The sequence below is a fragment of the Vibrio astriarenae genome (assembly GCF_010587385.1).
GTDB classification, from domain to species: Bacteria; Pseudomonadota; Gammaproteobacteria; order Enterobacterales; family Vibrionaceae; genus Vibrio; species Vibrio astriarenae.
Window position 1 is genome coordinate 2,906,021 of the sequence record NZ_CP047475.1, and the last position, 24,076, is coordinate 2,930,096.

Annotated in this window: 21 protein-coding genes; 3 read left to right on the forward strand and 18 right to left on the reverse strand. The window is 44.8% G+C overall.

Annotation, left to right across the window (positions count from 1 at the left end; all coding sequences use genetic code 11):
* Window positions 1-190: 190 nt before the first annotated feature.
* From GT360_RS13475 to GT360_RS13530, 12 genes are all read right to left on the reverse strand, one after another.
* Window positions 191-541, reverse strand: coding sequence for a four helix bundle protein (locus GT360_RS13475; RefSeq protein ID WP_164649344.1), 351 nt, complete (start codon window positions 539-541; stop codon window positions 191-193).
* Window positions 542-607: 66 nt separating this feature from the next.
* Window positions 608-1,522, reverse strand: coding sequence for a sulfate adenylyltransferase subunit CysD (gene cysD, locus GT360_RS13480; RefSeq protein WP_164649345.1), 915 nt, complete (start codon window positions 1,520-1,522; stop codon window positions 608-610).
* Window positions 1,523-1,574: 52 nt separating this feature from the next.
* Complete coding sequence (locus tag GT360_RS13485) at window positions 1,575-3,308, reverse strand: SLC13 family permease (protein ID WP_164649346.1); 1,734 nt, start codon at window positions 3,306-3,308, stop codon at window positions 1,575-1,577.
* A gap of 396 nt (window positions 3,309-3,704) precedes the next feature.
* The gene (locus tag GT360_RS13490; protein ID WP_164649347.1) at window positions 3,705-4,355 is read right to left on the reverse strand and encodes an ABC transporter ATP-binding protein; all 651 of its coding nucleotides are present in this window, start codon (window positions 4,353-4,355) and stop codon (window positions 3,705-3,707) included.
* 404 nt (window positions 4,356-4,759) lie between these two features.
* On the reverse strand, window positions 4,760-5,644 hold the full coding sequence (gene galU, locus GT360_RS13495; RefSeq protein ID WP_164649348.1) for a UTP--glucose-1-phosphate uridylyltransferase GalU: 885 nt from the start codon (window positions 5,642-5,644) through the stop codon (window positions 4,760-4,762).
* Window positions 5,645-5,923: 279 nt separating this feature from the next.
* Window positions 5,924-7,708 carry a glycosyltransferase family 2 protein gene (locus GT360_RS13500; RefSeq protein ID WP_164649349.1) on the reverse strand — a complete coding sequence of 595 codons (1,785 nt, stop codon included), beginning with the start codon at window positions 7,706-7,708 and terminating at the stop codon, window positions 5,924-5,926.
* Window positions 7,705-9,045: a hypothetical protein gene (locus GT360_RS13505; protein ID WP_164649350.1), complete on the reverse strand. Its 1,341-nt coding sequence runs from the start codon at window positions 9,043-9,045 to the stop codon at window positions 7,705-7,707. The genes GT360_RS13500 and GT360_RS13505 overlap by 4 nt, the downstream gene beginning before the upstream one ends.
* Complete coding sequence (locus tag GT360_RS13510; RefSeq protein ID WP_164649351.1) at window positions 9,036-9,617, reverse strand: sulfotransferase; 582 nt, start codon at window positions 9,615-9,617, stop codon at window positions 9,036-9,038. The genes GT360_RS13505 and GT360_RS13510 overlap by 10 nt, the downstream gene beginning before the upstream one ends.
* A gap of 2 nt (window positions 9,618-9,619) precedes the next feature.
* Window positions 9,620-10,726 (reverse strand): glycosyltransferase family 2 protein, encoded by a 1,107-nt coding sequence (locus GT360_RS13515; RefSeq protein WP_164649352.1) that lies wholly within the window; start codon window positions 10,724-10,726, stop codon window positions 9,620-9,622.
* The gene (locus GT360_RS13520) at window positions 10,726-12,873 is read right to left on the reverse strand and encodes a glycosyltransferase family 2 protein (RefSeq protein WP_164649353.1); all 2,148 of its coding nucleotides are present in this window, start codon (window positions 12,871-12,873) and stop codon (window positions 10,726-10,728) included. The genes GT360_RS13515 and GT360_RS13520 overlap by 1 nt, the downstream gene beginning before the upstream one ends.
* Window positions 12,874-12,952: 79 nt before the next feature.
* On the reverse strand, window positions 12,953-13,279 hold the full coding sequence (locus GT360_RS13525; protein ID WP_164649354.1) for a hypothetical protein: 327 nt from the start codon (window positions 13,277-13,279) through the stop codon (window positions 12,953-12,955).
* Window positions 13,279-14,019 (reverse strand): helix-turn-helix domain-containing protein, encoded by a 741-nt coding sequence (locus tag GT360_RS13530; RefSeq protein ID WP_164649355.1) that lies wholly within the window; start codon window positions 14,017-14,019, stop codon window positions 13,279-13,281. Before GT360_RS13530 ends, GT360_RS13525 begins: the two co-directional genes overlap by 1 nt.
* A 248-nt stretch (window positions 14,020-14,267) precedes the next feature.
* Here GT360_RS13530 and GT360_RS13535 point away from each other — a divergent pair, with 248 nt between their 5' ends.
* From GT360_RS13535 to GT360_RS13545, 3 genes are all read left to right on the forward strand, one after another.
* Entirely contained in the window at window positions 14,268-14,681 is a 414-nt protein-coding gene (locus tag GT360_RS13535) for a hypothetical protein (RefSeq protein ID WP_164649356.1), read from the forward strand.
* A 66-nt stretch (window positions 14,682-14,747) separates the two neighbouring features.
* Entirely contained in the window at window positions 14,748-15,158 is a 411-nt protein-coding gene (locus GT360_RS13540; protein ID WP_164649357.1) for an N-acetylmuramoyl-L-alanine amidase, read from the forward strand.
* A gap of 58 nt (window positions 15,159-15,216) precedes the next feature.
* Window positions 15,217-15,546: a hypothetical protein gene (locus GT360_RS13545; protein WP_164649358.1), complete on the forward strand. Its 330-nt coding sequence runs from the start codon at window positions 15,217-15,219 to the stop codon at window positions 15,544-15,546.
* 184 nt (window positions 15,547-15,730) lie between these two features.
* Here GT360_RS13545 and GT360_RS13550 read toward each other — a convergent pair whose 3' ends face one another.
* The 6 genes from GT360_RS13550 to rfbB are packed head-to-tail and all read right to left on the reverse strand — an operon-like array spanning window position 15,731 to window position 23,933.
* Complete coding sequence (locus GT360_RS13550; RefSeq protein ID WP_164649359.1) at window positions 15,731-17,026, reverse strand: alginate O-acetyltransferase AlgX-related protein; 1,296 nt, start codon at window positions 17,024-17,026, stop codon at window positions 15,731-15,733.
* Window positions 17,019-18,146 (reverse strand): glycosyltransferase family 2 protein, encoded by a 1,128-nt coding sequence (locus GT360_RS13555; protein WP_164649360.1) that lies wholly within the window; start codon window positions 18,144-18,146, stop codon window positions 17,019-17,021. The genes GT360_RS13550 and GT360_RS13555 overlap by 8 nt, the downstream gene beginning before the upstream one ends.
* Before the next feature lie 60 nt (window positions 18,147-18,206).
* Entirely contained in the window at window positions 18,207-19,199 is a 993-nt protein-coding gene (locus tag GT360_RS13560) for a hypothetical protein (protein ID WP_164649361.1), read from the reverse strand.
* Complete coding sequence (locus tag GT360_RS13565; RefSeq protein ID WP_164649362.1) at window positions 19,199-20,434, reverse strand: glycosyltransferase family 4 protein; 1,236 nt, start codon at window positions 20,432-20,434, stop codon at window positions 19,199-19,201. Before GT360_RS13565 ends, GT360_RS13560 begins: the two co-directional genes overlap by 1 nt.
* 4 nt (window positions 20,435-20,438) lie before the next feature.
* Window positions 20,439-22,799 carry a glycosyltransferase family 2 protein gene (locus GT360_RS22005; protein ID WP_164649363.1) on the reverse strand — a complete coding sequence of 787 codons (2,361 nt, stop codon included), beginning with the start codon at window positions 22,797-22,799 and terminating at the stop codon, window positions 20,439-20,441.
* A 9-nt stretch (window positions 22,800-22,808) separates the two neighbouring features.
* Window positions 22,809-23,933 (reverse strand): dTDP-glucose 4,6-dehydratase, encoded by a 1,125-nt coding sequence (gene rfbB, locus GT360_RS13575; RefSeq protein WP_164649364.1) that lies wholly within the window; start codon window positions 23,931-23,933, stop codon window positions 22,809-22,811.
* Window positions 23,934-24,076: the final 143 nt, after the last annotated feature.

The window sequence follows — 24,076 nt, forward strand, 5'->3', positions numbered from 1 at the left end:
ATCCTTATGTATTTAAGGTTCAAGGTTCAAGGTTCAAGGTTCAAGGTTCAAGGTTCAAGGTTCAAGGTTCAAGGTTCAAGGTTCAAGGTTCAAGGTTCAAGGTTCAAGGTTCAAGGTTCAAGGTTCAAGGTTCAAGGTTCAAGGTTCAAGGTTCAAGGTTCAAAAACCATGTTTTTTATGAACGTTGTTCTCAGTCAAGCCTTGCTGCTCTGGCTTTCATTAAGCCTGTGAGCATTCTTGAAATTTCCTCTGTTTCAGAGACCCATTTTTTACCTAATCTAGAATCAATATATTGAATCTCTATTCCTATATAGATTTGAGACCTTAACTCACCACTGGAACCCCGTGCGTAAGATAAAAAGTTTATAAACTCTTTATTACTCTTTCGTTCAAAGCCTTCGGCAATATTCGAAGAAATAGACAGCGAGCTACGTGTAATTTGATCTTTAAAGCCAAAATCCTTAGCTCGGGCAAAATGTTTGTAAACCTCAGCAGACAAACGCGCAGAACGCTTCCAAACATCCAAATCCTCAAATCTCAAGTGCTGCCCCTATCTTTTCCTTGCCCCTTGTTACTTGTCCCTTACACCTGTACTTCTAAGCTCCGCTTAGAAGTACCCCTCACGCTTTTTCTTCTCCATCGAACCAGCACTGTCGTGGTCGATAGCACGGCCTTGGCGCTCAGATGTTGTGGTCAATAGCATCTCTTGGATAACTTCTGGAAGCGTTGTTGCTTCTGATTCAACCGCGCCGGTGAGTGGGTAACAGCCGAGGGTACGGAAGCGAACCATCTTGTGTTGAATATCTTCGCCGTCTTTTAGCTCCATACGGTCGTCATCTGCCATGATCAGCATGCCATCACGCTCAACGACTGGGCGAACCGCCGATAGGTATAGGCCTGGGATCTCGATGCTCTCTAGATAGATGTATTGCCAGATGTCTAGCTCGGTCCAGTTTGAAAGTGGGAATACACGAATGCTTTCGCCTTTGTTTACCTTACCGTTGTAAACGTTCCAAAGCTCTGGGCGCTGGTTTTTTGGATCCCAGCGGTGGTGTTCATCACGGAAAGAGTACACACGCTCTTTCGCGCGAGACTTCTCTTCGTCACGACGTGCGCCACCAAAAGCAGCATCAAAACCATATTTATCAAGCGCCTGCTTCAAGCCTTGGGTTTTCATGATATCGGTGTGCTGTGAGCTGCCATGTACAAATGGGTTGATGTCCATCGCCAAACCTTCTGGGTTTTGGTGAACAATCAGCTTCATACCTAGCTTTTCTGCCATGTAGTCACGGAACTGGATCATCTCTTTGAATTTCCAAGTCGTGTCTACATGCATTAGCGGGAATGGCGGGATGCCCGGCGCGAACGCCTTTTTCGCTAGATGCAGCATAACTGAAGAGTCTTTACCAACTGAATAAAGCATCACCGGATTGTCGAACTCAGCCGCAACCTCACGCATGATGTGAATAGACTCTGCCTCAAGTTGCTTGAGGTGAGTCATACGCTCTGGAGAAATGTTCATTCTCTGTTTTCCCATTTTCTAGTTATTTGTGTAACAGCCTAATGCAGGCTTGTTACACTCCATAGATCCATGTAATCGAAGTAATTACGATTGTTCCGTACAGCAGGCTTATCGGTAAGCCTACCTTGATAAAATCATTAATCTGATATCGCCCGGCGTTATACACCATCAAGTTGGTCTGATAGCCGTAAGGGCTGACAAAACTGGCACTCGCACCAAAAGCCACGGCCAGAATGTAACTGTGCAGATTGGCATCTAAACCAATCGCCAAACCACATGCGATTGGAAACAGAAGTGCTGCAGCGGCATTGTTCGTCACCAGTTCAGTTAATAACCAGGTCATAACGTAAACTAACACCAAGCCAAGGAAGGGGGTAAAGACGTTTTGGTTATGCTCTATAAACGAAGTTAATACACCCAGTGCCTCTGTGTTTTCTAACGCCTGTGACAGAAGTAATGCCGATGAGATGATCAGCCAGATTTGCTTAGGTAACCGCTGCAAAATTTCATTGGCCGTTAGACACTTGGACAGGATCAACACACCAAGCAACAGCAACATACCTTGGAACAGCGGAACCAGGCCCACCGCCGCGAGCAAGATGGTGCCGAAAAAGCCCACCGTCGCTAGGTGACCACGGCCCCCCTCTAAAAGGTGATCGGTCTCAACGCCACTGATCATAAAAAAGTTCTTGGCGATATTGTGTCGAGACCTAAAGTCTTCACCCACCGCCAACACCAGATAATCCCCCGGCATCAACGTCATTTCCCCAAGCTTGCCTGATACCGCCTCACCATCACGCTTCATCGCGACTACGGCCGCATCAAAGCGAGCACGAAAACCGGCCTTTTTCAGCGTGCGTCCACAAAGCACACTCTCAGGGCGAATCACCACTTCAATTAGGTTATTCAGTGGCAAGCCATTCTCATGGGCAAACAGACTTAAACCATCAAACTCCTTGAGCAGGGTGACCTTTTTGATGTCACCACTGAACATCAAGCGGTCGTGCTCTTCTATCACCTCTTGTGGTGAAACGGGCGAGATTAAGCGGCCATCACGCAGAATTTCGACTAAAAACAGCGCCTCAAGATTACGTAAGCCGTTTTCCTCGATGGTTTTGCCAATCAAGCTTGAACCGGTTTGAACTTTGGCATCGATAAAGTAATCCGCCGCCACCACGGAGTATTTCTCTTTGTGTGGCAGATAGCGAGAGAGTACAAACAGCAGAGCACCACAGCCGATGACCAATAGGCTTCCCACGGCGGTGAAGTCGAAGAAGCTCAACGGCTCAAGGTCAGCATCAATCACCATACTGTTCACAATCAGGTTGGTTGATGTCCCCACCAAGGTCAGTGTGCCGCCTAATATTGCTGCATAAGACAGTGGCAACAACAGACGACTGGCTGGATGGTGTGGGTTATTACGGATCGGGGCAAGCATGGTCGAGACCACGGCGGTGTTATTGAGGATCGCCGAAGACAGTGCCGTCATGGAGAAAAGACGCAGCCACGTTGAGCGATAGTTTGGCTTGATGATAAAGCTGGCTATTTGCCTGAGCAGTTTGGTCTTCTCAAGTGCAAGCGAGCACACCATCAGCAATACCAAGGTCAATAATCCCTGATTCGCAAAACTGGTGATGACTTGTTGAGTGGTCACAAGATTACCGGCATAGAGCACAAGAAGGAGCATCCCGAACACTCTTTCAGGCCGATTCTGATTTTTTACCAACCCAACAATGGTCGCGATAAACAGTGCTATCACGACATAAGATGGTTGAATACCTAGCATTTTAGTTTCGTTGTAATAACAGAGGCGGAAGGGTGCCGCTTTGCGGGTGAAAGGTGAAAGGTGAAAGGTGAAAGGTGAAAGGTGAAAGGTGAAAGGTGAAAGGTGAAAGGTGAAAGGTGAAAGGTGAAAGGTGAAAGGTGAAAGGTGAAAGGTGAAAGGTGAAATATATTGACCAGTCCGTAGGGCGTGTCAAACTTTCCTACTTTCCTACTTTCCTACTTTCCTACTTTCCTACTTTCCTACTTTCCTACTTTCCTACTTTCCTACTTTCCTACTTTCCTACTTTCCTACTTTCCTACTTTCCTACTTTCCTACTAACGCTCTGTTTTCAGTCCATTCCCTGAACCAAGGTCACGCAAATTAAATGCGCTTTGTTTTTATTAAGCGTGTTTTATATCACAAAGTTTTATATTTTGTAATGGCCTGTTCTAAATCAGAAAAGAACTCCAACTCGCCTTTGTGAAGTAGCACGGCGCTGTCGCAAAACTCGCGGATTTCATCCAATTCATGACTAACCATGATCACCTGGGCGGTTTCTGCCTTTTCTAGTAGTGCTTGCTTCGCTTTTTTACGAAAGCTCTGATCGCCCACCGATGTCGCCTCATCAATCAGGTACACATCAAAATCAATCGCGATACAGCAGCCGAACGCTAAGCGAGCACGCATACCGCTTGAGTAAGTATTGACGGGTAAGTCGTATTTGATCCCTAGCTCAGCAAAGGCTTTTACTTTCTCTTCAAACTCTTTGAGATCCGCCACACCGTTGACCCGACCAATAAAGCGCGTGTTCTCACGTCCCGTCATTTGAGGGTGAATCCCTGTCGCTAAGGCCACAGGCCAAGAGATCGCCTTGTCAGACTCCACCTTTCCTGAGTTGGGGTATTCACTGCCTGCCAAGATCCGGAACAGCGTTGATTTACCCGCACCATTCGACCCCAACAACGCCACGTTGTGCCCTTTCGGGAACTGGAAGTTGAGATTTTTGAAGATGTACTGGTCGCCGAGATCAGACGGGTAGTATTTGGTTAGGTTGGTTAGTTTTATCATGCGTTTCTCAAGGTGCAAGGTGCAAGGTGCAAGGTGCAAGGTGCAAGGTGCAAGGTGCAAGGTGCAAGGTGCAAGGTGCAAGGTGCAAGGTGCAAGGTGCAAGGTGCAAGGTGCAAGGTGCAAGGTGCAAGGTGCAAGGTGCAAGGTGCAAGGTGCAAGGTGCAAGGTGCAAGGTGCAAGGTGCAAGGTGCAAGGTGCAAGGTGCAAGGTGCAAGGTGCAAGGTGCAAGGTGCAAGGTGCAAGGTGCAAGGTGCAAGGTGCAAGGTGCAAGGTGCAAGGTGCAAGGTGCAAGGTGCAAGGTGCAAGGTGCAAGGTGCAATTCATTTTTTTAGGGACTTGTACTGTGTCAAGCCTTTTCCCTTGAAGTTGCGAAGCAACGCCCTTGAACCTTGTACCTTAGACCTCTAAGCCGTTTGCGCTTCTTCCTTCACCGTCACTTCCTGCTTCAGTTCCACATTTTTATCTTTCAGGTACATGTGCTGGAAACAGTAGTTCGTCGCTTCCATGTAGCCTTCTACTGAGCCGCAGTCGAAGCGTTTGCCTTTGAATTTGTAGGCGATGACGCAGCCTTTTTCGGCTTGCTTCATTAACGCGTCGGTGATTTGGATTTCGCCGCCTTTGCCTGGCTCGGTTTGTTCGATAAGCTCGAAGATGTCTGGCGTAAGAATGTATCGGCCGATGATGGCGAGGTTGCTTGGCTCTGTGCCTGGGGCTGGCTTTTCTACCATATCGGTGATGCGGAAGAGATCATCGCGAATCGTGTCGCCTGCAATCACGCCGTATTTATGGGTTTCCGATTTTGGCACTTCTTGAACCGCAACAATTGAGCAGCGGAACTGTTTATACAGATCCACCATCTGCTCTAGAACGCCATCGCCTTCTGGGTTCACACACAGGTCATCGGCGAGAACAACCGCAAACGGCTCATCGCCGACAAGCTCTCGACCGGTTAGAATCGCATGCCCTAACCCCTTCATTTCGCGCTGGCGAATATAGGTATAGCGCGCTGAATCAATCAGGCGACGAATATCATCAAGCAGTACTTCTTTATTGGTGCCCTCAATCTGATGCTCCAACTCATAGTTCTTATCAAAGTGGTCCATCAAGGTGTGCTTGCCACGGCCAGTGACAATACACATCCCTTCCATACCCGCGCTGATGGCTTCTTCGACACCGTATTCAATCAGTGGCTTGTTCACCACCGGCATCATCTCTTTAGGCATGGATTTTGTAGCTGGTAAGAATCGAGTGCCGTAGCCAGCGGCAGGGAATAAACATTTTTTAATCATGACGTTGAAATCTTTAGTTGTTGGTTTGGGGTTAAGTTCAGGTTCGAGGTTCGAGGTTCGAGGTTCGAGGTTCGAGGTTCGAGGTTCGAGGTTCGAGGTTCGAGGTTCGAGGTTCGAGGTTCGAGGTTCGAGGTTCGAGGTTCGAGCATGACTCTTGTTTGACTGAAGCTAAATATCAATCTGCTTTTACCTCTTATCTCATACTACTCTTTAATCTTTTACCTTGTACCTTGTACCTTGCAGTTGCAAAGCAATGCCCTTGCACCTTCCACCTCGCTCTTAAACCTTTTCCGTGTTTATAGAAAAATCCTCCCTAGCCCTCGTCAGGTTCGGGTTGTAGTAGGGATCGTTCTCAATAAGCGGTTGCCACTTTTCCAGTAGTCGTTGTTTTTCTTTATCGAAGCGGGCGGTTTTTTCTTCGTCTAGGTGATCATCACCGCGGGTTTTTGACTCGTAGTGATAGAGCACGGCGTGGGGGCAATAGACGTTGTAAAAGCCCGCCTGTTGAACCTTGAGACAAAAGTCGACATCGTTGTAGGCGACTTGAAAGTCTTCATCGAGGCCATTCACCTTCAAATAGGTTTGTTTGCGAATCGCCAAGCATGCGCCTGTGACAGCAGAGAGCACTTGGTTCAAATTGGTGCGGTTGAAATAGCCTGAGGCATTGTGTGGTGTGCAGCGATGGGAGTGCGCGGCATAGCCACCCAAGCCTAAAATCACGCCTGCATGCTGAATCGTGTTGTCGGCATAGAGCAGCTTTGCCCCCACACAGCCAACATCAGGCTGCATCGCGAGGCCAACCATCTCAGTCAACCAATCAGGGGTCACCACTTCGGTATCATTGTTAAGCAGTACAACCACTTCACCATCCGCTATTTCAACCGCTTCATTATTGATTTCAGAGTAGTTAAATGGCTTGTTATGCTCGATGACGCGGACTTTCTCGTGATGATTTAGTGCAGTAAGGTATTCAAGCGCATCAGGCTCTTGCGACTGGTTGTCCATCACTAAAATTTCAAAGTCTGGATAGTCGGTTTTCTCCAAGACACTCATCACACAAGCTTTCAGTAGCGCCTTGTTGTCACGAGTTGGAATGATGATCGTTGCTTTAGGCCAAACATCACGCTGATAAGTGACTTTATAAAAGTTATCGAGGTCGCCATCTTCTACTGTTGCAGAGATACCGAGGGCTTCTATATGTTCAGTGAGTGCTTGCTTACCCGCTTTGTGCGAGTAGGGTTTTACGCTGGCTTGTGAGGCAGTTGAGCCGCTATGCATACGCCAGTGATACAAGACTTTCGGTATGTGACCAATCTTGTCTGCTGATATTTCTCTAGACGCCCGCAAGGCCAAATCGTAGTCTTGAGCACCTTCATAGCCGGCACGCAATCCACCCAACTTCACCAGCCTTTCATAGCGATAGGCGCAAAGGTGTGTAACATAGTTGTGCGCTTGCAATAGATACGGATTCCACTGTGACTTGTAGTGAGGCGTGACACGAATGCCCTTCTCCGTCATCAAGTCCTCATCGCTGTAGATAAGCTCTTGATGAGGGTTATCTGCAAGCGAAGTGGCAAACTCATTCAGTGCTTGTGGAGCAAAGAGATCATCATGATCCAAAAACAACACGAACTCACCACGGCACTGCTCAATCCCTTTATTGGAGGCCACACTAATGTGTTGATTCCGAGTACAAAAGATCACCTGAAGCTTGTCATCGCTATGCTCCTCACTCAAACGAGCCAAATACTCATTCACTTTAGGACAAGTAGACGCATCATTGACTAACACCAGCTGCCAGTTCGAGTAGGTCTGAGCAAACACCGACTCTACACACGCCTTGAGAAATTTCAGCGGCGGATTGTAGACTGGAACCACAATAGAAAAGAGAATATCTTCATTTTCGGACTGAGCACTCCACAACTGAGGCTCTGCATGTTTTATCCAATAGCGATAGTCTTTTCTCGTGAAATTAAGCAGCCTTTGGTATGCCCCAAGAATGACTCGATTCTTCTTAAGGTTTTTCTTCCAGTGACTTGGGAGGCGTTGTACTAATTTGTTCATCCTTGAGCCACTTGTTTATGTTGAACAGCATTAAGATCGCTTTGAGAGAGCCACTCTTCTAGATGAGGGAAACAAATGGGCTCTAAATGAATGTCACAGTCGGCATTTTCCAACCGTACTTCAATACGATCACTTGGCCTCACTCCGTGCGCTTTTAAATCAAACTCATAACCACAGCAACCTGTTGGGTGTGCCTTATCACGCTTGAGATGTTCTCGATAAATGGAGGCTGGCACCCTGGCAAACTCGCAGCCATTGATATAAATGCCAATTAATGCGGGTTTGCTAGCAAGCTCCGTTCTCGCCCACCCTTTGAGCAAACCGGTTTGCAGTAGGGGATAATTTATTTTTCCCATTGGATTCACTAAATCCATGGGCTCCACTTCGGTTCCCCAATCAAGCAAGTCTCTCAAGATTGATGGTTCCATAGTAAGAGGAACAACATCATCTTTCACTTTAATCTCTATTTTGTCACTTGGATGAGCGCCAAGTACTTTAAGATCAATTTCAAAACCACACTGACCCGTTGGATGTTTTGCTGATTGCTTGTAGGCATCCACCTGTAGGTTTGCAGCCTGGCTGGCCACTAGGTCGCCATTCACTCGAACTTCTACGATCGCTTCACGCTGATGCAAAGAGTAATAAGCCCAACCTTTCAAGATGCCTGCTTTGAGCGCCGATTCATCAATTGCACCCTTTGATTCTGTCACTCGGGTTTTATTGAGATACGCTTTAGGGTCCGGCGAAAGAAACTGCATGGCAGCATCAACTTGCAATTGCGTTGCCTCGACACCACAGAAGTCGGCCAGTGCATCAATAAATGGCGTCTTGTGTTTAACCACCTTTTCCGATGAAACGAGCAACGCAGGCTGCTTTGATTTCTCAATAAACTTTACGATCTTTCGATAATCTTCAACGGCACCCAACAAGCCTGATTCCACCCCCATGTGCATCGAAATTGTGTTTCGATTCGCCACCGAGAGCATATCGCGGAACACAAAGATAAAATGCGGGTTTCTGACTTTTCTGGCGATCCTCGCAAGTGCATGCAGGGTCGATGGGCGCTTCCAGCCCCAAACATCATGTCGCTGATTATATTCAGCCACCACTTGCTCAAACTTCTCTTTTGACTGCTTCTCAAAAGCCAAGCTCAGCCGTAAGTCTTCGAACACAGGTGCGGATGCATTACCCATTGGAATGCCTAGGTGATAAAGCGCCCCAGCAACAATAGAGGTGCCACCACGAGCAACACCGACCACTACGAAGGTCTTTTGCTGCTGATTCGTCGCTGGCCGTGCAACCACGACCCCTTTATTCTTGAGTAGTTCTAATGACATGGGCTATCTAAATTCGTCTTATGGATATGCATGTAGTGTTTCTTGTCCATGTTCATCGGTGACATAAACTGAACCAGTTTGTCTGCATCATCATTTTCGATATCAAACAGTAGAAAGTTGTCTCTATCTTGGAAGTAAGTGATGACATCGGCATGATGCTGATACCACAATTTTAACCACTGGCTAATCACTTCTTCCTCTGTCTCTACTTTATAAATACGTTTAAACCGTGTCAGGTAAGTGCCGCCGCCATGATTAATTCGGCTTTGAATCCACTTAGTCACTGAGCGAGTATTCAAAATAAACTTTGAACCCGGGTACTGCTGATCAAGCAACTTGAAGTAGTCCTTGAAGGCATAAATAAACTGATCATCGTTCACAAATTCTAGGTCACTGTAGAAATCGTAATCCTCAATCCCTTCAAGTAACTTATTGCCCAACAAGTAGTTTGCTTTCATCACACGAGCTAAGTGCCCAGCCCCCCAATGAACGGCTTTAAGACCGTTCCGTTCAAAAAAGTGACCGATACTGGTGGTGCCACACTTATTGAAGCCAATCTGAAATACTTTCATTCTTATTCTACTTTTAGCTCTTGTATTGAGCCGGTAATATACGCCTTACACTCATATTCATCAAAGTTAATATCAAGCTTTGAGTTGAAGCCACACTTCACTTCATTAGTAATGCCTTTGCGCACTACATCAGGTCGGTTTAAGCGTACAGGGATAACTTTCTCATTATCACCATAGGTAAACTTGATGGTGGCAGGCACTTTGTTCTCACCAACCACCCAGCCTCTTATCACTCGCTCTTCTCTATCAATGTTGACCACACCGTGACCCGCACGCATAAATGAGGAGTTGTGAATCAAGTCATTTTGAATATGTTCAATCTGAGCCTTAAGCTCGACAACCAACGCCGAATCCACTTGCTCATCCAGCACGTTAATGTCGTGCCCAACGAAATAGCTGATGCCTTTTTTGCGCTTTTCACTGCCTGCCGCTGAGCCTTTGTTCATCTTCATAATAAAATGCTCAATCCGCGACTTCACCACGTAGTGTTTCACATACGCGCCCTCGTGGCGTACTTGTACTGTCTTAGCTTTTGAGTCGTCGAACTCACACAGTTCCAAACCCGTGTGACAATAAGCTGAATCCGCCAACGTACACTCATGGATATTCATCTCTGACGCTTTGTTTGGTTTGACCAGGGTCTTGATGTGGCGATTGTTGTCTTCATCCATTGGAGCATGTTTGGTAAACCGCTCAATGACCAAATCTGACGTTGGAAAGAAGGCATGGTTTGAGCCATAAATTTTCCAGTTCAAGGCCATCGCCCCGAACTCACTGTCATGAAAGCGCTGTACTAACTGCCTAAAATCACCATCGACGTGAATAAACTCATCCGCATCAATATAACCAAGCACATCCACTTCTGAGCCATACTCTTGCAAGATATGATTGTAGGCATCTTTCTGTGGAGAACGGTTAGCCACTCGATGAAAGGGAATGCGTGTAATATAGCCAAGCTCATCGAGGGACTCGAGTAGCTCGGTGGAGCCATCGTTACTAATATTATCTGCAATATAGAACTTATCGACGCCCAACAGACGGTGGTAAGCCAACCACTCTAAAATGTATGGGAACTCATTCTTGAAAATTGCTGCGATGCCAATCTTCATTACATCTCCAGTGAAAAATCTTCTCTAGTGGTACTTAAATTACGGCTATAACAAGGGTCCACATTGAGGTGGGTTTTCCACGTGTTCTTCATGTAATTCATTTCTTTATTAAAGCGCTCAACCTTCTCAGGATTATCCTCTGCACCACGAGTAATCGACTCATGGTGATAAAGCTCAGCATAGGGCGTCCATAAGTTACGATAGCCCGCGGCCTGCACTTTCAGGCAGAAGTCGACATCGTTAAACGCTATCGCTAAGTGTTGCTCGTTCAGGCCATCAACTTGTTCAAATATTGATTTGCGCACCAACAAGCACGCTGCGGTCACCGCTGAGAGGTTCTGCACTAGGTGTAGGCGGCTAAAGTAGCCATGTTCACCACGCTTGAAATACTTGTGGGAATGTCCCGCGACACCACCAATACCTGTGATGACACCCGCATGCTGGATGGTGTCATTGGGGTAATAGAGCATAGCCCCCACACAGCCAACATCTTCACGCACCGCTTGCGACACCATCTCGGTCAACCACTCTGGGTTAATCACCTCGATGTCATTATTGATAAAACCAAGCACTTCGCCCTTGGCGTGCTTCGCCGCAAAGTTATTAATCGCGGAGAAGTTAAACGGGTGCGGATAACGCAGCACACGCACTTGCTCGTGCTTATCTATCTCATCAAAGTAAGCCAAGGCTTGTGGGTCATCCGAGTTATTATCGACCAGCAAGATTTCAAAGTTGCGATAGTCTGATTTCTCGATGATTGAATCTATCGCCTGCTTGGTGATGGCATAGCCGTTGTAGGTTGGCATGATCAAAGACACCAAAGGCGGTTCTTGCATCAACCAACTGACTTTATAGATATTGTCGTGCTTGCCCTTCTCGACATGAACGGGCTTATCCAGCGCTTGAAAGTGGTCTTGTAAAGCTTTTATGCCCGCTTCTGTGGTGTAAGATTTTTCGCCTGCACCTAAGGCGGTTGAGCCCTCCACCATGCGCCAGTGATACAGCACACGTGGAATGTGCACTACCTTGCTCTGGTCAATTTCTCGCGAATAGCGCAGCAGCAAATCGAAATCTTGGCTGCCCTCAAAACCGATACGGAAACCGCCTATCTGTTTTAGGATCTGTGTTTTATACACACCTAAATGCGACACATAGTTCTGACTGTAGAGCAGATCTAAGTTCCAGCTCGATTTGAAGTGCGGATCACTGCGTTTGCCCTGTTGATCTATCTTATCTTCATCGCTGTAGACAAACTCGCTATCTGGTTGTTCATGTAACGCCTTCGCCACATAATACAAAGCGTGTTGGTGCAGCTCGTCATCATGATCCAACAGTGCCGTCCACTCGCCTGTCGCCTCTTCTAATGCGCTGTTGCTTGCTGCTGAGATGTGGCCATTTTGCTCTCTAAACACAACCTTGATGCGAGAATCTAGCTGCGCGTAGTGTTCCAATAAAGGCTTCACATGCTCTTGTGTTGATTTATCGTCGGCTAAGCACAACTCCCAGTGAGGATAAGACTGGTTACGCACCGATTCGATACAATCGATAAGGTGTTGCTCGTCTGGGTTGTAGACGGGAACAACAATCGAGATCAGTGGGTTATGAGAGAAACTTGCCAATCCTTGATGAATCTCAGCGTAGGTTTCCGTCTCATTTTGGCTTATCCAAGCCTGATACGGGCTAAGCGAGGACTCGACAATATCACTGGCGCTGACTCTGCGACCTTCTGCCCTGCCAAGTTGCAGATAGTGAAACAGCAAACTCTTATCAAATGCCGCCAAATCTGGGTTTAACTCTAAATACTCTTTAGGGTTAAAAAATGGATTTGGGCTGCGCCCCTCCGCTTCACCGTATTCAATATAGTGAGCCAGTGCATTGACACCGGCTTGGCGAATATCTTCGTTTTGTGACAGGTAATACTCAGTAGAAAAAAACGGACTTGGCGAGAACTGCTTACGATGGCCAACGGCGACAAAGTGCGACAGCAGATCCTTATAAGGGGCGATAGAACCCACCACTTTGGCGTAGTAGTCCTGATCAAACAGCCCTGACTCTCCAATTAAGTGATAAGCCTTGGCATCCACCAACAGCTGTGGATTCAGCTTAGCGCGAGCTTTAAAGAGTGCTCTTCTTAATAAGTACAACATAAGTCCTTTTCATTCGAATCGATATAAACTGAAATGCAGGACAACATAACACTGCACCTCACTTGAGTTCTTACTTGAGTTAATGCTTAAGTGATTGAGACATCGTTTTGTGCACCCAACGGTGCATCGCGATGTCTCGTAAAAAGTAGCCGTCTAATACAAAACTGCGACCACGGCGTTTGCATTTTTTCAGCTTGATACCCACCGCCGAATTGCCGTTACGCAACTGCGCGTAAAAGGTACCACGCTTGCGCACTCCGATACGCTTCATCAGTTGCGCCTCTGATATTGGCTCAGGAAACTCGTCATACAGCACATCCAATAATTGGCGTGTTCGCCCCGAAGAACAACTGATGTAGCGTTGAAGAATCTGTTTTTGCTCGTCAATCGAGAGTTGCCACTCCATTACTTCGCCCCCAGTTTCTTTTGTTGAATCAGGGTTTGAATGCGTGCCTCAATCGGGTGCTTATTCTTCTTTCTTTGATAAGCGAGCAACGACTCTTTAATCGCTGTCTGGGGCTCAGATTGACGAGCAACACGAGAATACTCTTGCTGCCCTCGTTTAACCTTAACGACTCGGCGCAGCCAAGTGTTTACAAAATACTTGATGGTGTTCGCAGGTTGGCGTTTGCTTTCATTGAGATACAACCACATGCGCATCTCGGTGAGCTCTTTATAAACATCAACCCCTGGGTAAGTATCTCTGAGCACATCAAAGAAGGTTTGGCCAATCACGACTTCGCCTTCAGAGGAGAGCAAACGCACCACTTCTTCCCCTGAGCTGCACCCTTCAAGAATATTATTATTTTTATTCTTAGTTATGGGTGCACCATCTACACCCCCATACTCACCGGTGTACTGTTGACTGGCAACCGTTGGTGGCAAGCACAGTTGATAGCCATTACTGCGCTGCATGCCATTACGTCGAAAGCGACTGGTTTTGGTCAGATACCCAAGCTCAACAAGCTTGTTGACGTGCTGCTTCGCCGTTCGCACCGAGATCTCACAGCTCTTGGCAAGATACTCATACGAGGGAAAACAATACCCTTGGTGATCGGCACTGTCCGTCAGTTTCACCAATAGCAATTTGGTGATCGGTGAACCCGTTTTCACCGCCAGTGCACAAATCAGATTTTCTTTGGTCATGGTTTAGCTCCATTGTGAATGAAGCCTATATCCAAACAGCAAAATGCCACTTTGAAATTTAACCAAACGGTAACATGAGCAATATCTTAACCAAGTTGACCTTCACTCCACCATGCTCAACATTGTTTGCATCACTGGGGTGTGATGTGGGTCGAAGGATGGTGAGGAGTTGTACTTTTGGGGTTAATTAATTATTTCAATGTTCGAGTTCGGGTGTAGGTTTGGCGCATGAGAACCAAAGTTGAAAGTTGAAAGAGCGTCGCTGTGTGGCTGGAGTTACACAACGATTAACTCTTTTGTATTTATCTTATCACTCACTTTATGGAGGAGATCATCTGACAAAGCTTGAACTACTTATTGGTCTTCATACTGCGCGTACGGCCAGTATTGAAACAACTCGCACCCCATCAAAAAAACCGTTACATGAGCTTCAGGAGGAACTTCTTTGGCAAAGTTTAAAAGCACAAAAAGCACACCCTATGGGTTACACCATTTTTGAAATCCGATACCTTCGATTTAGTCCATCGAGCTACCAACTGCTCGCAAAGTACATTCACTCACAACTAAAACAAGGAACACCGCCCAACGAAATAGAAGACCAACTGCAATCAGAGTTGGAAAGCTTCGAAACCCACCTTCAGAATCAAGTCCCCGTCTTTTAACTTTCAGTTGCAAAGCAACTAACTTTCCCACTTTCCTCTTTTTTACCTTCTCAAGGAGAAACCCAAATGCACAAAATCACCATCCACTCCTCAGCCACCCCACCCACAATGAACATCACTGCGCGTGACATCCGCCAATGGCACAAAGCCCGAGGTTGGAGCGATATCGGCTATCACTGGATCATCACCCGAGACGGAAAACTGGAAGCTGGTCGCCCAATGACCAAAGCAGGTGCACACGTCAAGGGTCACAACACCAACAACATCGGAATCTGTCTGGTGGGCGGAACAAGTCCATCCGGCAAACCAGAAAACAACTTCACCAACCCACAATGGCAAACTCTGCAAAGCTCAATAACCCTACTAAGCACCATCTACAATATCACACCCACTAAAGTCTACGGCCACAAAGACCTCAACCCCAACACCGCCTGCCCCAGTTTCAACGTAAAAGCCTGGCTAAACACCCACTTTTAACTTTCAAGCTGCAAAGCAGCCCTCTTTCAACTTTCTACTTTCACCCCAAAGGACCGTCATGACCCTATTCTCCAAAATCTTCGGCACCAAACACCTCATCGACACCCTACCCCAATCAGGAGACGCCATGTTTTTCACTGATGAAGAAAAAGCCAAACACAAAATAGCGCTTCTCAAGGCCTATGAGCCCTTCAAATTAGTGCAGCGATATATCGTGCTGTCATTTACGATTCCCTATGTCATTTTGCACACCACAGTGGTTCTGGGGTGCATGCATGGTTATGACTGGAAACCGATTGGTGAAATGATTAATGAGGCGTTTGGGTATCCTGTTTTGGCTGCGATTGGGTTGTACCTTACTGGCGGAGTGATACCTAAAAGAAAGTGATATGCTGTAGAGTCATTCACAATTTGCAGACGAGCACAGCTCCATTAAAACTTAACTTGTTACAGATTAAAGACTTGCCTGATCGCGCTTGATTTGCTCTTTCCATCAAGAGCAGTGACTCTACACTTTCCAATTCTATCGTTTCATATCTAACCTTTGAGGCTCGAAAGGTAGAAAAATAATCTTATATGAGGTTATCTTCTGGGATCCCCATTAAAAATCGCTCTACTGTTTGCGTTATTACAACATCTGGCTTAAATTCATTCACCAATGACATTTCTACAGATTTAGACCAATAAAAAACTGTTTCTGAAAAAATTCTAGAGAACCAGTAAGACAAGCCAGTAGCACTATCTCCCCTCTCAAACATAGAATTACCAAAAATAATCACTTTCTTATTCACAAGGGGATTATCATTTTTCCAGTGATAATGAGATCGTTGATGACCTCCTTCAGGAGAGTAAGAGTATACGACTTCAGGATTATTTAACTTGTCTGTTCCAATCAAGTGCTCTTCTTTCATCTGACCAAAACAGAATCTATTTGATAAATCTCCAGGTATCTTTTCCACGCTCAGCTCTCCAGCAAATAGATCTCCACTATTAATGTTAATGTTCAATTTGGAAAGCACGGCTTCAAGAATACTTAGATTACCTATATAGCTGAGATGTGAATCTAGCTTTCTATAAAACTTGCTACCTTCAATGTATTTGCTCCTCATATAACCATAAGCGTCAAAGAAAAACTCCTTCCCTCCTAGCCTGTCAGTTATACCACTTAATAAAGGTGTGCAACAACTAATCTCGCCTGGATACTCATCAGTTAACACACTTTGCTTTTCTGGAATAATAAAGTTTAGATATTTAATATTTAAACTATCAAATATCTTTGCTCTCTCCTCTATCAGTTGGCACCAACTATTTAACAATTCATTATCCGGAGGGCACTCATATTGATATTCAAGATTATTACTTCCTCCTACCAAAAATAAAAAGCCTTTCAAGCCAACGACTACACTGTTGCAGTAAGTTCTTGAACCCACATCAAGATTAAACCCAGAGGTAGTTGCAATCTCAGAGGCATGTTTATTTTTCATAAACCTAGCAACTTTTGGCATGATACTTTGCAATAATAAAGGAGAGTGAACATCATCAATATCACTTGAAAGAACACAAAAAAATTGAGCTTTTGCCCTTGGGCCTACTACTATTTTCTCACAAAAACCTGAAGAAAAAGCAGTCACATCAATAGCATTGAAAACTATGTCTATTACAAGCTTTAGTGAGTTTGTATATAGAATAAACCCTATCTCACACCCAAAATCTTGGCGCTCAATTCTATCAATTCTATATTCCTGCTCGGATTGACATACTATTGAATCTACTGGAATTTTATCTTTGCCATCTAACTTATAAGCCCAACCACTTACACTATAATGACTGTCTTTATGGCTAACAGAGTCTATCTTTGCTTTAATCATTTAAAAAACTCATCCAGTTAGTGTTATATACGAGTGACTGTAGACTATAAACATCCTCATCATCCACACCATTATATAAGTCAATCCTTATTGAGTCACTTTCACCCTTCAATTCATGCCGGTAATAGTAAGAATTAATATACTTCACAACTCTCGGTGACGGAACTTCAAAGTTGTTTTTCTTTACATAATCCAACAGCTCCTTACCACTTTCAAAAAGGCTCAACAACTCAGTATTAAACCCTTGAGTAGCAAGGTGTTTTTTTATTCTTTTCTGTGTTAATTCTTTACCTAGATTATCAAAATGTAAAATGAAAAACTTCCCAAAAGAATTACTGGTTATTAATTTATAATTTTGCTGAGAGTGCAAGTTGTGCCCTATATGACTAAGGCTTTTCGATGTGCTAGACTTGACTATAGACTTACCCGCTATCGTACCTGACTTTATTCTATCACCTGAAATGTCAAAACAGTAACTTTTAGATAAGTCCAACTTACCATCTAAATCAAACTCTGCGGGAAAAAGGTTATTAAGCCACGTACCACAAAAAATTTCCTCTTCACTTTCAGCTAGCATTTGGGAGGGTAGCACTGAAGTCAGCTCACCTTCATCGAAACAAAACAAAAACTCATCTGCGTCTAACACCATTAGATACTTACTGCTAATAGACAATAGTTCAAATAATTCTCTATTTACCTTAGGGTTATGAAGTGCATTATAGTGCTTCTTATAATCAAAAATAATAACATCATTCTTGTACCTCTCCAAAATATCTAGATACTCTTTGCTAGTTGAACCTGTATCCATTATTATAATATTATCATAACCAACCAAGTTTCCATGATGCTGCAACCAAGCTTCTATTAATTCAGGTTCATCCTTTGCTTTCAGTATGATCCTCAGCAAACTATTGGAACTCCTATTATAGGCAGTGCCTAATGGACGTCCATTACACAGCCAGTCATTATATGCTTCCTTTCTGTTTTTGAATTTCACACCCCTTGCCTTTTCATATTCTTTACTATCAAACTTAGTGCTCTCATAATTAATTGAGTATTTGCATAGTTCCAAACTTCGACAATCAGGGTTTTCCAAAATAAAAAACAACGTATCCGTCATATATCACCTATTACAATCAACCTAACAAAGAAACCTATGTAAATTTAGACCAATCGCAAACTAAACAATTTTAAATAGAGCCCTGATAATATCAGAATCCGACAGGTGACTAACCGTCTTTGTGTATTCAGAATCATTTAACTCTCTGAAAATTCGATTCCCATTATAAAACTCACTCTCCAGCATTCGATTAGAGTCATGATATATCTCATTGATTCTTTTAGCCAAAACAAAATCTATCAAACTATAACCATTAAAAGTATGCTTATATTCGCCATGTTCATAAAGAAGGTTATTTATTTTATTAATCTTGTTTCTTCTTTCAACAACACTCATTCTCTTACATATGCTATTTACTTTAAACCCTATATGAGTAGCCACTGGACTCCAAGAGGTATTTTCTCGATTAGACTTGACATCAATTAAATCATAGCCACTTTTAAATATAATACTTTGTATATCTTTAGTTACATCAGACTCGCGATCATACTCTCTTAAAATAATAGAATTAGAACCAAAAGCATTAGCCCACAACTTCATCAGAGTATAGTAATCGTAATAGATGTTTTTATTTAGAACTTCCGACTCCCAAAAATTAACGCCCTGTACAGCACCAGCTTTTGATAATGTACTCAACCTAGAAACATAACATTCATCTTGCCTTCTCAAGAATGCTATAATTTTGACCTGATACTTCGGTAAGTTAGCCTTAAGGTAGGCTTTGATATATTCTACCCCTTTCTCTCTAAGTCTAGATATAAAATGCTCTGACGAAATTAGTATATCCTTATCCCAAGATGCAGCATTTTTCACCAACTCTCCCCAAACGTTTTCTGGTTCAGTATCAACTCCCTCAGGGAAAAACTCTAGAAATGTATTATTATCTAAGTCATGAATACAATTTACCAGAGATGAATGAACAAAGTCTTGGTAACCTATTGAAGGATATAAAACCCCATACTCTTCCAGCTTTTCTCTGTTATTCGCACAAAATCTTTGTATAGCTGTAGTGCCTGTTTTCTCGTGACCAATATGAATATACAGCGTTGGCATCAGTATACCTCTCCCAGATGAATATCCGCGCACTCTTCAATGGTTAAAGGAACTTGAATATTCTCTACAAATAATTCCCAGTTAGAACTGTCTTCCACAATATCTTCAATCTTCTTAGCCAAATCGACATAGTTCCTAGCGCGGAATAATATCCCCGTCTCACCATCAACGATCTTTTCAGCCATACCACCAATGTCACTGCCAATTAGTGGGCGACCGTGTTTGTAGGCTTCTTGAATCACCATAGGTGAGTTTTCCCACCAGTTTGAAGGAATGATGACCCAGTCCGTTTGCGCAAGCAGTTGGCCCATTTCATGGGACTCATAAGAGCCGTGCATCGTCACCGTGCCTTCTAACTCCTCTAGAAGCTCTGCTACCTTGTCTTTAAATTCGCTTGTCTGGCTTTCTAAGTTTGCACCGTGGATATCCAAGTGAACCTGTTCACGCACATCTTCTGGCAAAGCTCTGAAGGCTTCTAGCAGAATATCGATGCCTTTGAATGGGTTGACCTGACCAAAGAAAGCAAATTTGCCCCTTGGCTCATCTTTCGCAAGTGGACGTGGCGGTAAGAACTCGACTTGAGGCTGACCATTTTCAATCATGGTCATCTTCTCCTCTTCAATGCCCCACGCTTTGTAGCGATCAATCAAGAAGTGGCTAGGTGAGACAAAGTGATCCACCTGCTCAAAGACGGATTTGATGTACTTTTCACGTAGGAAGAAGTCTGACGCACTCTTATCAGGAAAGCAGCTGGCACAATCTGACGGGGTCGACTTGTAACACAGCTTCATCTGACCACCTGGCTTCACCATCTGGCCATTATTGGCACAGATCGCTAAGTATTCATGCAAGGTGAGAATAATCTTGGTGTCTGGCAGTGAGTTTTTCACCTGCTTGATTAACTCAAGCCCCATATGAATGTAGTGATGGAAGTGCACCACTGTTGGCTGATATTGCTCAAGCAGCGACTTGAAATCTTGCCAAACGTGCTTTTTGTAGCCATTTTGGAACAAAAAGAAGTCACCCATATGGGTGTGGAATAGCACCTCTTCACCGCCATTACGGGTTGAGAAGGTTGAACCGCCATGAGCAGGTCTATCAGTGCGTGCTAAAAACAGGCAATCAATGCCTCGATTTTTGTATTCTTGATACAGGTTGTATGCCGCAACTTCTGCGCCACCCTTACTGATGTCTGGGTGCCCGTGCGAGACAATTAGGATTTTTTCATTACTCATTGGGTTACGCCTGTAGACTGGTGATGAGTGGGTTCCAACGCTGGGTATGCTGCCAACCATTAAAGAGGGTTAGCTTGAATTTCCAGTCTCCTTGGTCAACCAGAGACTGAGATAGACGTTCTAGGTGGTAGAGTTTTTCCGTACCTAAGATGTAGTTGTCATAGCCACTTTCCAGTAACTTGAGACACAAATCTGAGTCTTCAAAATCACCCAAAATATATTGGGTTTCAAAACCACCAATCTCGCGGTATTTTGCTGTTTCAACTAATAGACACGCCGCCGTCACTGTCGGAACTTTCTTCAACTCAAACTTTGGTGCGAGATACTCTGGCATCCCTTTGTAAGGGTGCTCATTAAGCCATAGATCCCCATATTCAGGGCTCTTATTGAAGTTCATGCCGATGTGCTGGATTGACTCATCTTCAAACACCAATTTCACGCCCAGAGCACCAATGTTTTCAGTGCGTTGGTATTGCTCAACCATTCTTGATAGCCAACCTTGCTCGGATGGCAGTACATCTGAGTTAAGCAACAACAAGTGCTCACTGTTGGCATACCTTACCCCCAGGTTATTGGCACCAGCGAAGCCGAGATTGCGGCCACACGTCACCAGCTTGAACGGCACGCAATACAGCTGCGACACATCCTCACACAGTGCTTTCGTTGCCTGCTCAATGCGTGGGTCGTCTATCACGTAGATCAGCTCAACATTTTTGAAATCGGGGTCGTTATCAAACTGGCTGATTTGGTGCAAGACAAAGTCGTAACGCCCGTACAAAGGCACAATCAGCGAACAAAGCGGTGAGTCAGGTTGTTTGCCGAAGTTATACACCGTGGTGCTTTCGATAGAAGGTAGACGTGTGCGCTCTTTCCACAGACTCAACAGAGCTGGACCGATGTGCTTTTCATACACCTTAGGTAAATCTTTAGAATGCGGATCGACTTCTGTCAGCATATGCTGCGTGGCAACGACTTCGTCTTCGTCAATACTGTTGAGTGATAGAGGTAGTTTTGCCACCTTGCCTGATTTGTCGAACAGCACTGCAAACAGTGGGTTGCTGTAACCTTTTAACTCGGTGTAGCAGAAGAAACCAGCCTTAAAGTTCACTGGAAGGTGAAGAAAGGCATCGTTCACATCCGGGCGTACCTTACGCACCATACTCGGCAGAATATCTTCAGAGAGGATACGACCATCTGTAATATGCAAAGAGAGCAAGTCACCAGAGTGGTCGTCAATCCAACCGCGAATAAAGCAGCCATGCTCCAACGCAAAGCCAGACTCAACGTGAATGTTCGTGGTCACCTCACTGGTTTCTACCATATCGGTTTGCAGGTCAGCGAAATAGGTTTCACCTAACACCTCAAGTAGAAAACGCTTAGTATCAATAAGACTCATGGCGTCACCATCAGCCAAGTTATGCTCAACGTCATCTTTTGTCAGTGGAGTGAGTTCGTTTAGTGAAACAATAGATTGATGCTCACCACACGCCAGTTCAAGCTCGATCTCACCATTAAAGGTGTAGGTGAGGTCAATCAACATCAGAAAGCCATAGTCTGAACTTGAGCTAGACAGCCCAAAGCAGTCCGCCACATCTGGGCGCTCTCGCTTGATGTACTTAACTACACGGACTGGGATAGCATCTTGTTTTGCTGATACCCAAACTTTGTCACCCGAATCAATATCTGCACACCAACCGCGAATCATCGCCAGTTTGTTTTTGTAAATGCCTGCCACTTCAATGTTGTGACGGATGGGGTTATATGGCTCAACAATTTCAGGCTCTGGCTCAGGCAATTCCGCCACTTCGTCTTGTGGCTCTTGCTCTTGCTCTTGCTCTTGCTCTTGCAAAACAGTTTCTTCAACCGCCACGAGTTCAACAACAGGCTCAGGAGTGTTGTCCTCTTCAAGTCCAAAGGACTCCCACTCGGTGCGAACTTCAATCATTGGGCTTTGGGCCAACTGCAAAGGCAAAGTGAGTGAAGAAATCTCAGAGCTTAAGTTGATCACAAGATCATCAGGTAAGTCTGCTATGTCGTAAACATGGGAAAACCCTAGATCCAAGCTGTGTTCTTGAAGCCCTAAATGTTCAGCCACATCGGTACGTGCTTCACTTTTTTCCGCAATCAAAGGGGCTGAATAGCCTTCAGCACTCGAAACAGACACTTTGATTGGGCTGTCACCATCAACACACCAACCGCGAACAACAAGGTGGTCTTGATAAACACCGCAAAGATCCAAACATTGAAGTATGGATGATTGTGGCTCAACGGTAGTCTCTACCTCTGCTGTGCCAACATCATTTTCTGGCTCGGTTCTATGAGCGTTCATCACTCGCCCAAGCTTACTTTTCAACCATAAACTCATACTGCTAACTTATCCTTCCTTGTTTGAAGTCAGTAGTTCACTCCACCAAGCATCGTTGGCGAGATACCATTCAACGGTTTTCTTGATTCCTGTTTCAAATGACTCAGCTGGTTTGTAGCCCAACTCGTTATTTGTTTTGGTTGCGTCAATTGCATAGCGGCGGTCATGGCCTGCGCGATCGGTAACGTAGGTGATGAGCTCTTCGCATTTACCTTCGGCAGCTAGCGTAGCCTGTGGGAATTTCGCTTTCAGGTCTAGATTCGAGTTGCTAGATGCTAGGTGCGCAGTACCAGTGAAGTAGTCGTTCATTAGCTTGCAGACGACTGTCACGATATCGATGTTGGCCCATTCGTTGTGGCCGCCGATATTGTAGTTTTCACCTAAACGACCTTTGTTTAGAACTAGGTCGATACCGCGTGCGTGGTCAGTTACATAGAGCCAATCGCGGATTTGCTGGCCATCACCGTAAATAGGAAGAGGTTTATTAAACAGAATGTTGGTGATGATGAGCGGAATCAACTTCTCTGGGAAATGGTATGGACCATAGTTGTTTGAACAGTTTGACGTCGTGACTTCAAGGCCATAAGTGTGGTGGTATGCACGTACTAGATGATCCGATGCCGCTTTTGATGCTGAATATGGCGAGTTTGGCGCGTAAGCTGTTTCTTCAGTAAACGCTGGGTCGTCTTTTTCTAGTGTGCCGTAGACTTCATCAGTTGAAACATGGTGGAAGCGGTGAGTTAGCGGCTCTTTGCCTTGAGCTTTTGGCTCATCAATCCATACTTTTTTGGCAGCTTTTAGCAAACTGTATGTGCCAAGAATGTTGGTCTCAATAAACGCATCAGGGCCGGTGATTGAACGATCCACGTGTGACTCTGCAGCAAAGTGAACGATGGTATCAAGGTGATACTCTTTGAGTAGCGTCTCGACGAGTTCAGTGTTGCAAATATCGCCGTGAACAAAGATGAAGTTTTCATTGTTATCGACGGGTTCTAGGTTTGCCTTATTGCCTGCATAAGTCAGTGCGTCTAAGACAACCACTTTGTCGTTGGGGTAAGTTTCTAACCAGTAATGAACATAGTTTGCACCGATAAAGCCTGCGCCACCGGTGACTAGAAGGTTACGTTGAGTCATAATTTTAAAGAGCTTACTGCGTTGAAAGTTGAAAGTTGAAAGTTGAAAGTTGAAAGTTGAAAGTTGAAAGTTGAAAGTTGAAAGTTGAAAGTTGAATTAGTTTGGGGCTTATTTTGACTTTCAGGTCAAAAGCACTGTGGCTT

Excerpts from the sequence above, each read along its gene's own strand:
- GT360_RS13550 (WP_164649359.1), bottom strand. The coding sequence starts at position 17,026 with ATGATTAAAGCAAAGATAGACTCTGTTAGCCATAAAGACAGTCATTAT.
- GT360_RS13565 (WP_164649362.1), bottom strand. The coding sequence starts at position 20,434 with ATGAGTAATGAAAAAATCCTAATTGTCTCGCACGGGCACCCAGACATC.
- GT360_RS13485 (WP_164649346.1), bottom strand. The coding sequence starts at position 3,308 with ATGCTAGGTATTCAACCATCTTATGTCGTGATAGCACTGTTTATCGCG.
- galU (WP_164649348.1), bottom strand. The coding sequence starts at position 5,644 with ATGATTAAAAAATGTTTATTCCCTGCCGCTGGCTACGGCACTCGATTC.
- GT360_RS13490 (WP_164649347.1), bottom strand. The coding sequence starts at position 4,355 with ATGATAAAACTAACCAACCTAACCAAATACTACCCGTCTGATCTCGGC.
- GT360_RS22005 (WP_164649363.1), bottom strand. The coding sequence starts at position 22,799 with ATGAGTTTATGGTTGAAAAGTAAGCTTGGGCGAGTGATGAACGCTCAT.
- GT360_RS13515 (WP_164649352.1), bottom strand. The coding sequence starts at position 10,726 with ATGAAGATTGGCATCGCAGCAATTTTCAAGAATGAGTTCCCATACATT.
- GT360_RS13500 (WP_164649349.1), bottom strand. The coding sequence starts at position 7,708 with ATGAACAAATTAGTACAACGCCTCCCAAGTCACTGGAAGAAAAACCTT.
- GT360_RS13540 (WP_164649357.1), top strand. The coding sequence starts at position 14,748 with ATGCACAAAATCACCATCCACTCCTCAGCCACCCCACCCACAATGAAC.
- GT360_RS13505 (WP_164649350.1), bottom strand. The coding sequence starts at position 9,045 with ATGTCATTAGAACTACTCAAGAATAAAGGGGTCGTGGTTGCACGGCCA.
- GT360_RS13560 (WP_164649361.1), bottom strand. The coding sequence starts at position 19,199 with ATGCCAACGCTGTATATTCATATTGGTCACGAGAAAACAGGCACTACA.
- cysD (WP_164649345.1), bottom strand. The coding sequence starts at position 1,522 with ATGAACATTTCTCCAGAGCGTATGACTCACCTCAAGCAACTTGAGGCA.
- GT360_RS13520 (WP_164649353.1), bottom strand. The coding sequence starts at position 12,873 with ATGTTGTACTTATTAAGAAGAGCACTCTTTAAAGCTCGCGCTAAGCTG.
- GT360_RS13525 (WP_164649354.1), bottom strand. The coding sequence starts at position 13,279 with ATGGAGTGGCAACTCTCGATTGACGAGCAAAAACAGATTCTTCAACGC.
- rfbB (WP_164649364.1), bottom strand. The coding sequence starts at position 23,933 with ATGACTCAACGTAACCTTCTAGTCACCGGTGGCGCAGGCTTTATCGGT.
- GT360_RS13545 (WP_164649358.1), top strand. The coding sequence starts at position 15,217 with ATGACCCTATTCTCCAAAATCTTCGGCACCAAACACCTCATCGACACC.
- GT360_RS13530 (WP_164649355.1), bottom strand. The coding sequence starts at position 14,019 with ATGACCAAAGAAAATCTGATTTGTGCACTGGCGGTGAAAACGGGTTCA.
- GT360_RS13555 (WP_164649360.1), bottom strand. The coding sequence starts at position 18,146 with ATGACGGATACGTTGTTTTTTATTTTGGAAAACCCTGATTGTCGAAGT.
- GT360_RS13510 (WP_164649351.1), bottom strand. The coding sequence starts at position 9,617 with ATGAAAGTATTTCAGATTGGCTTCAATAAGTGTGGCACCACCAGTATC.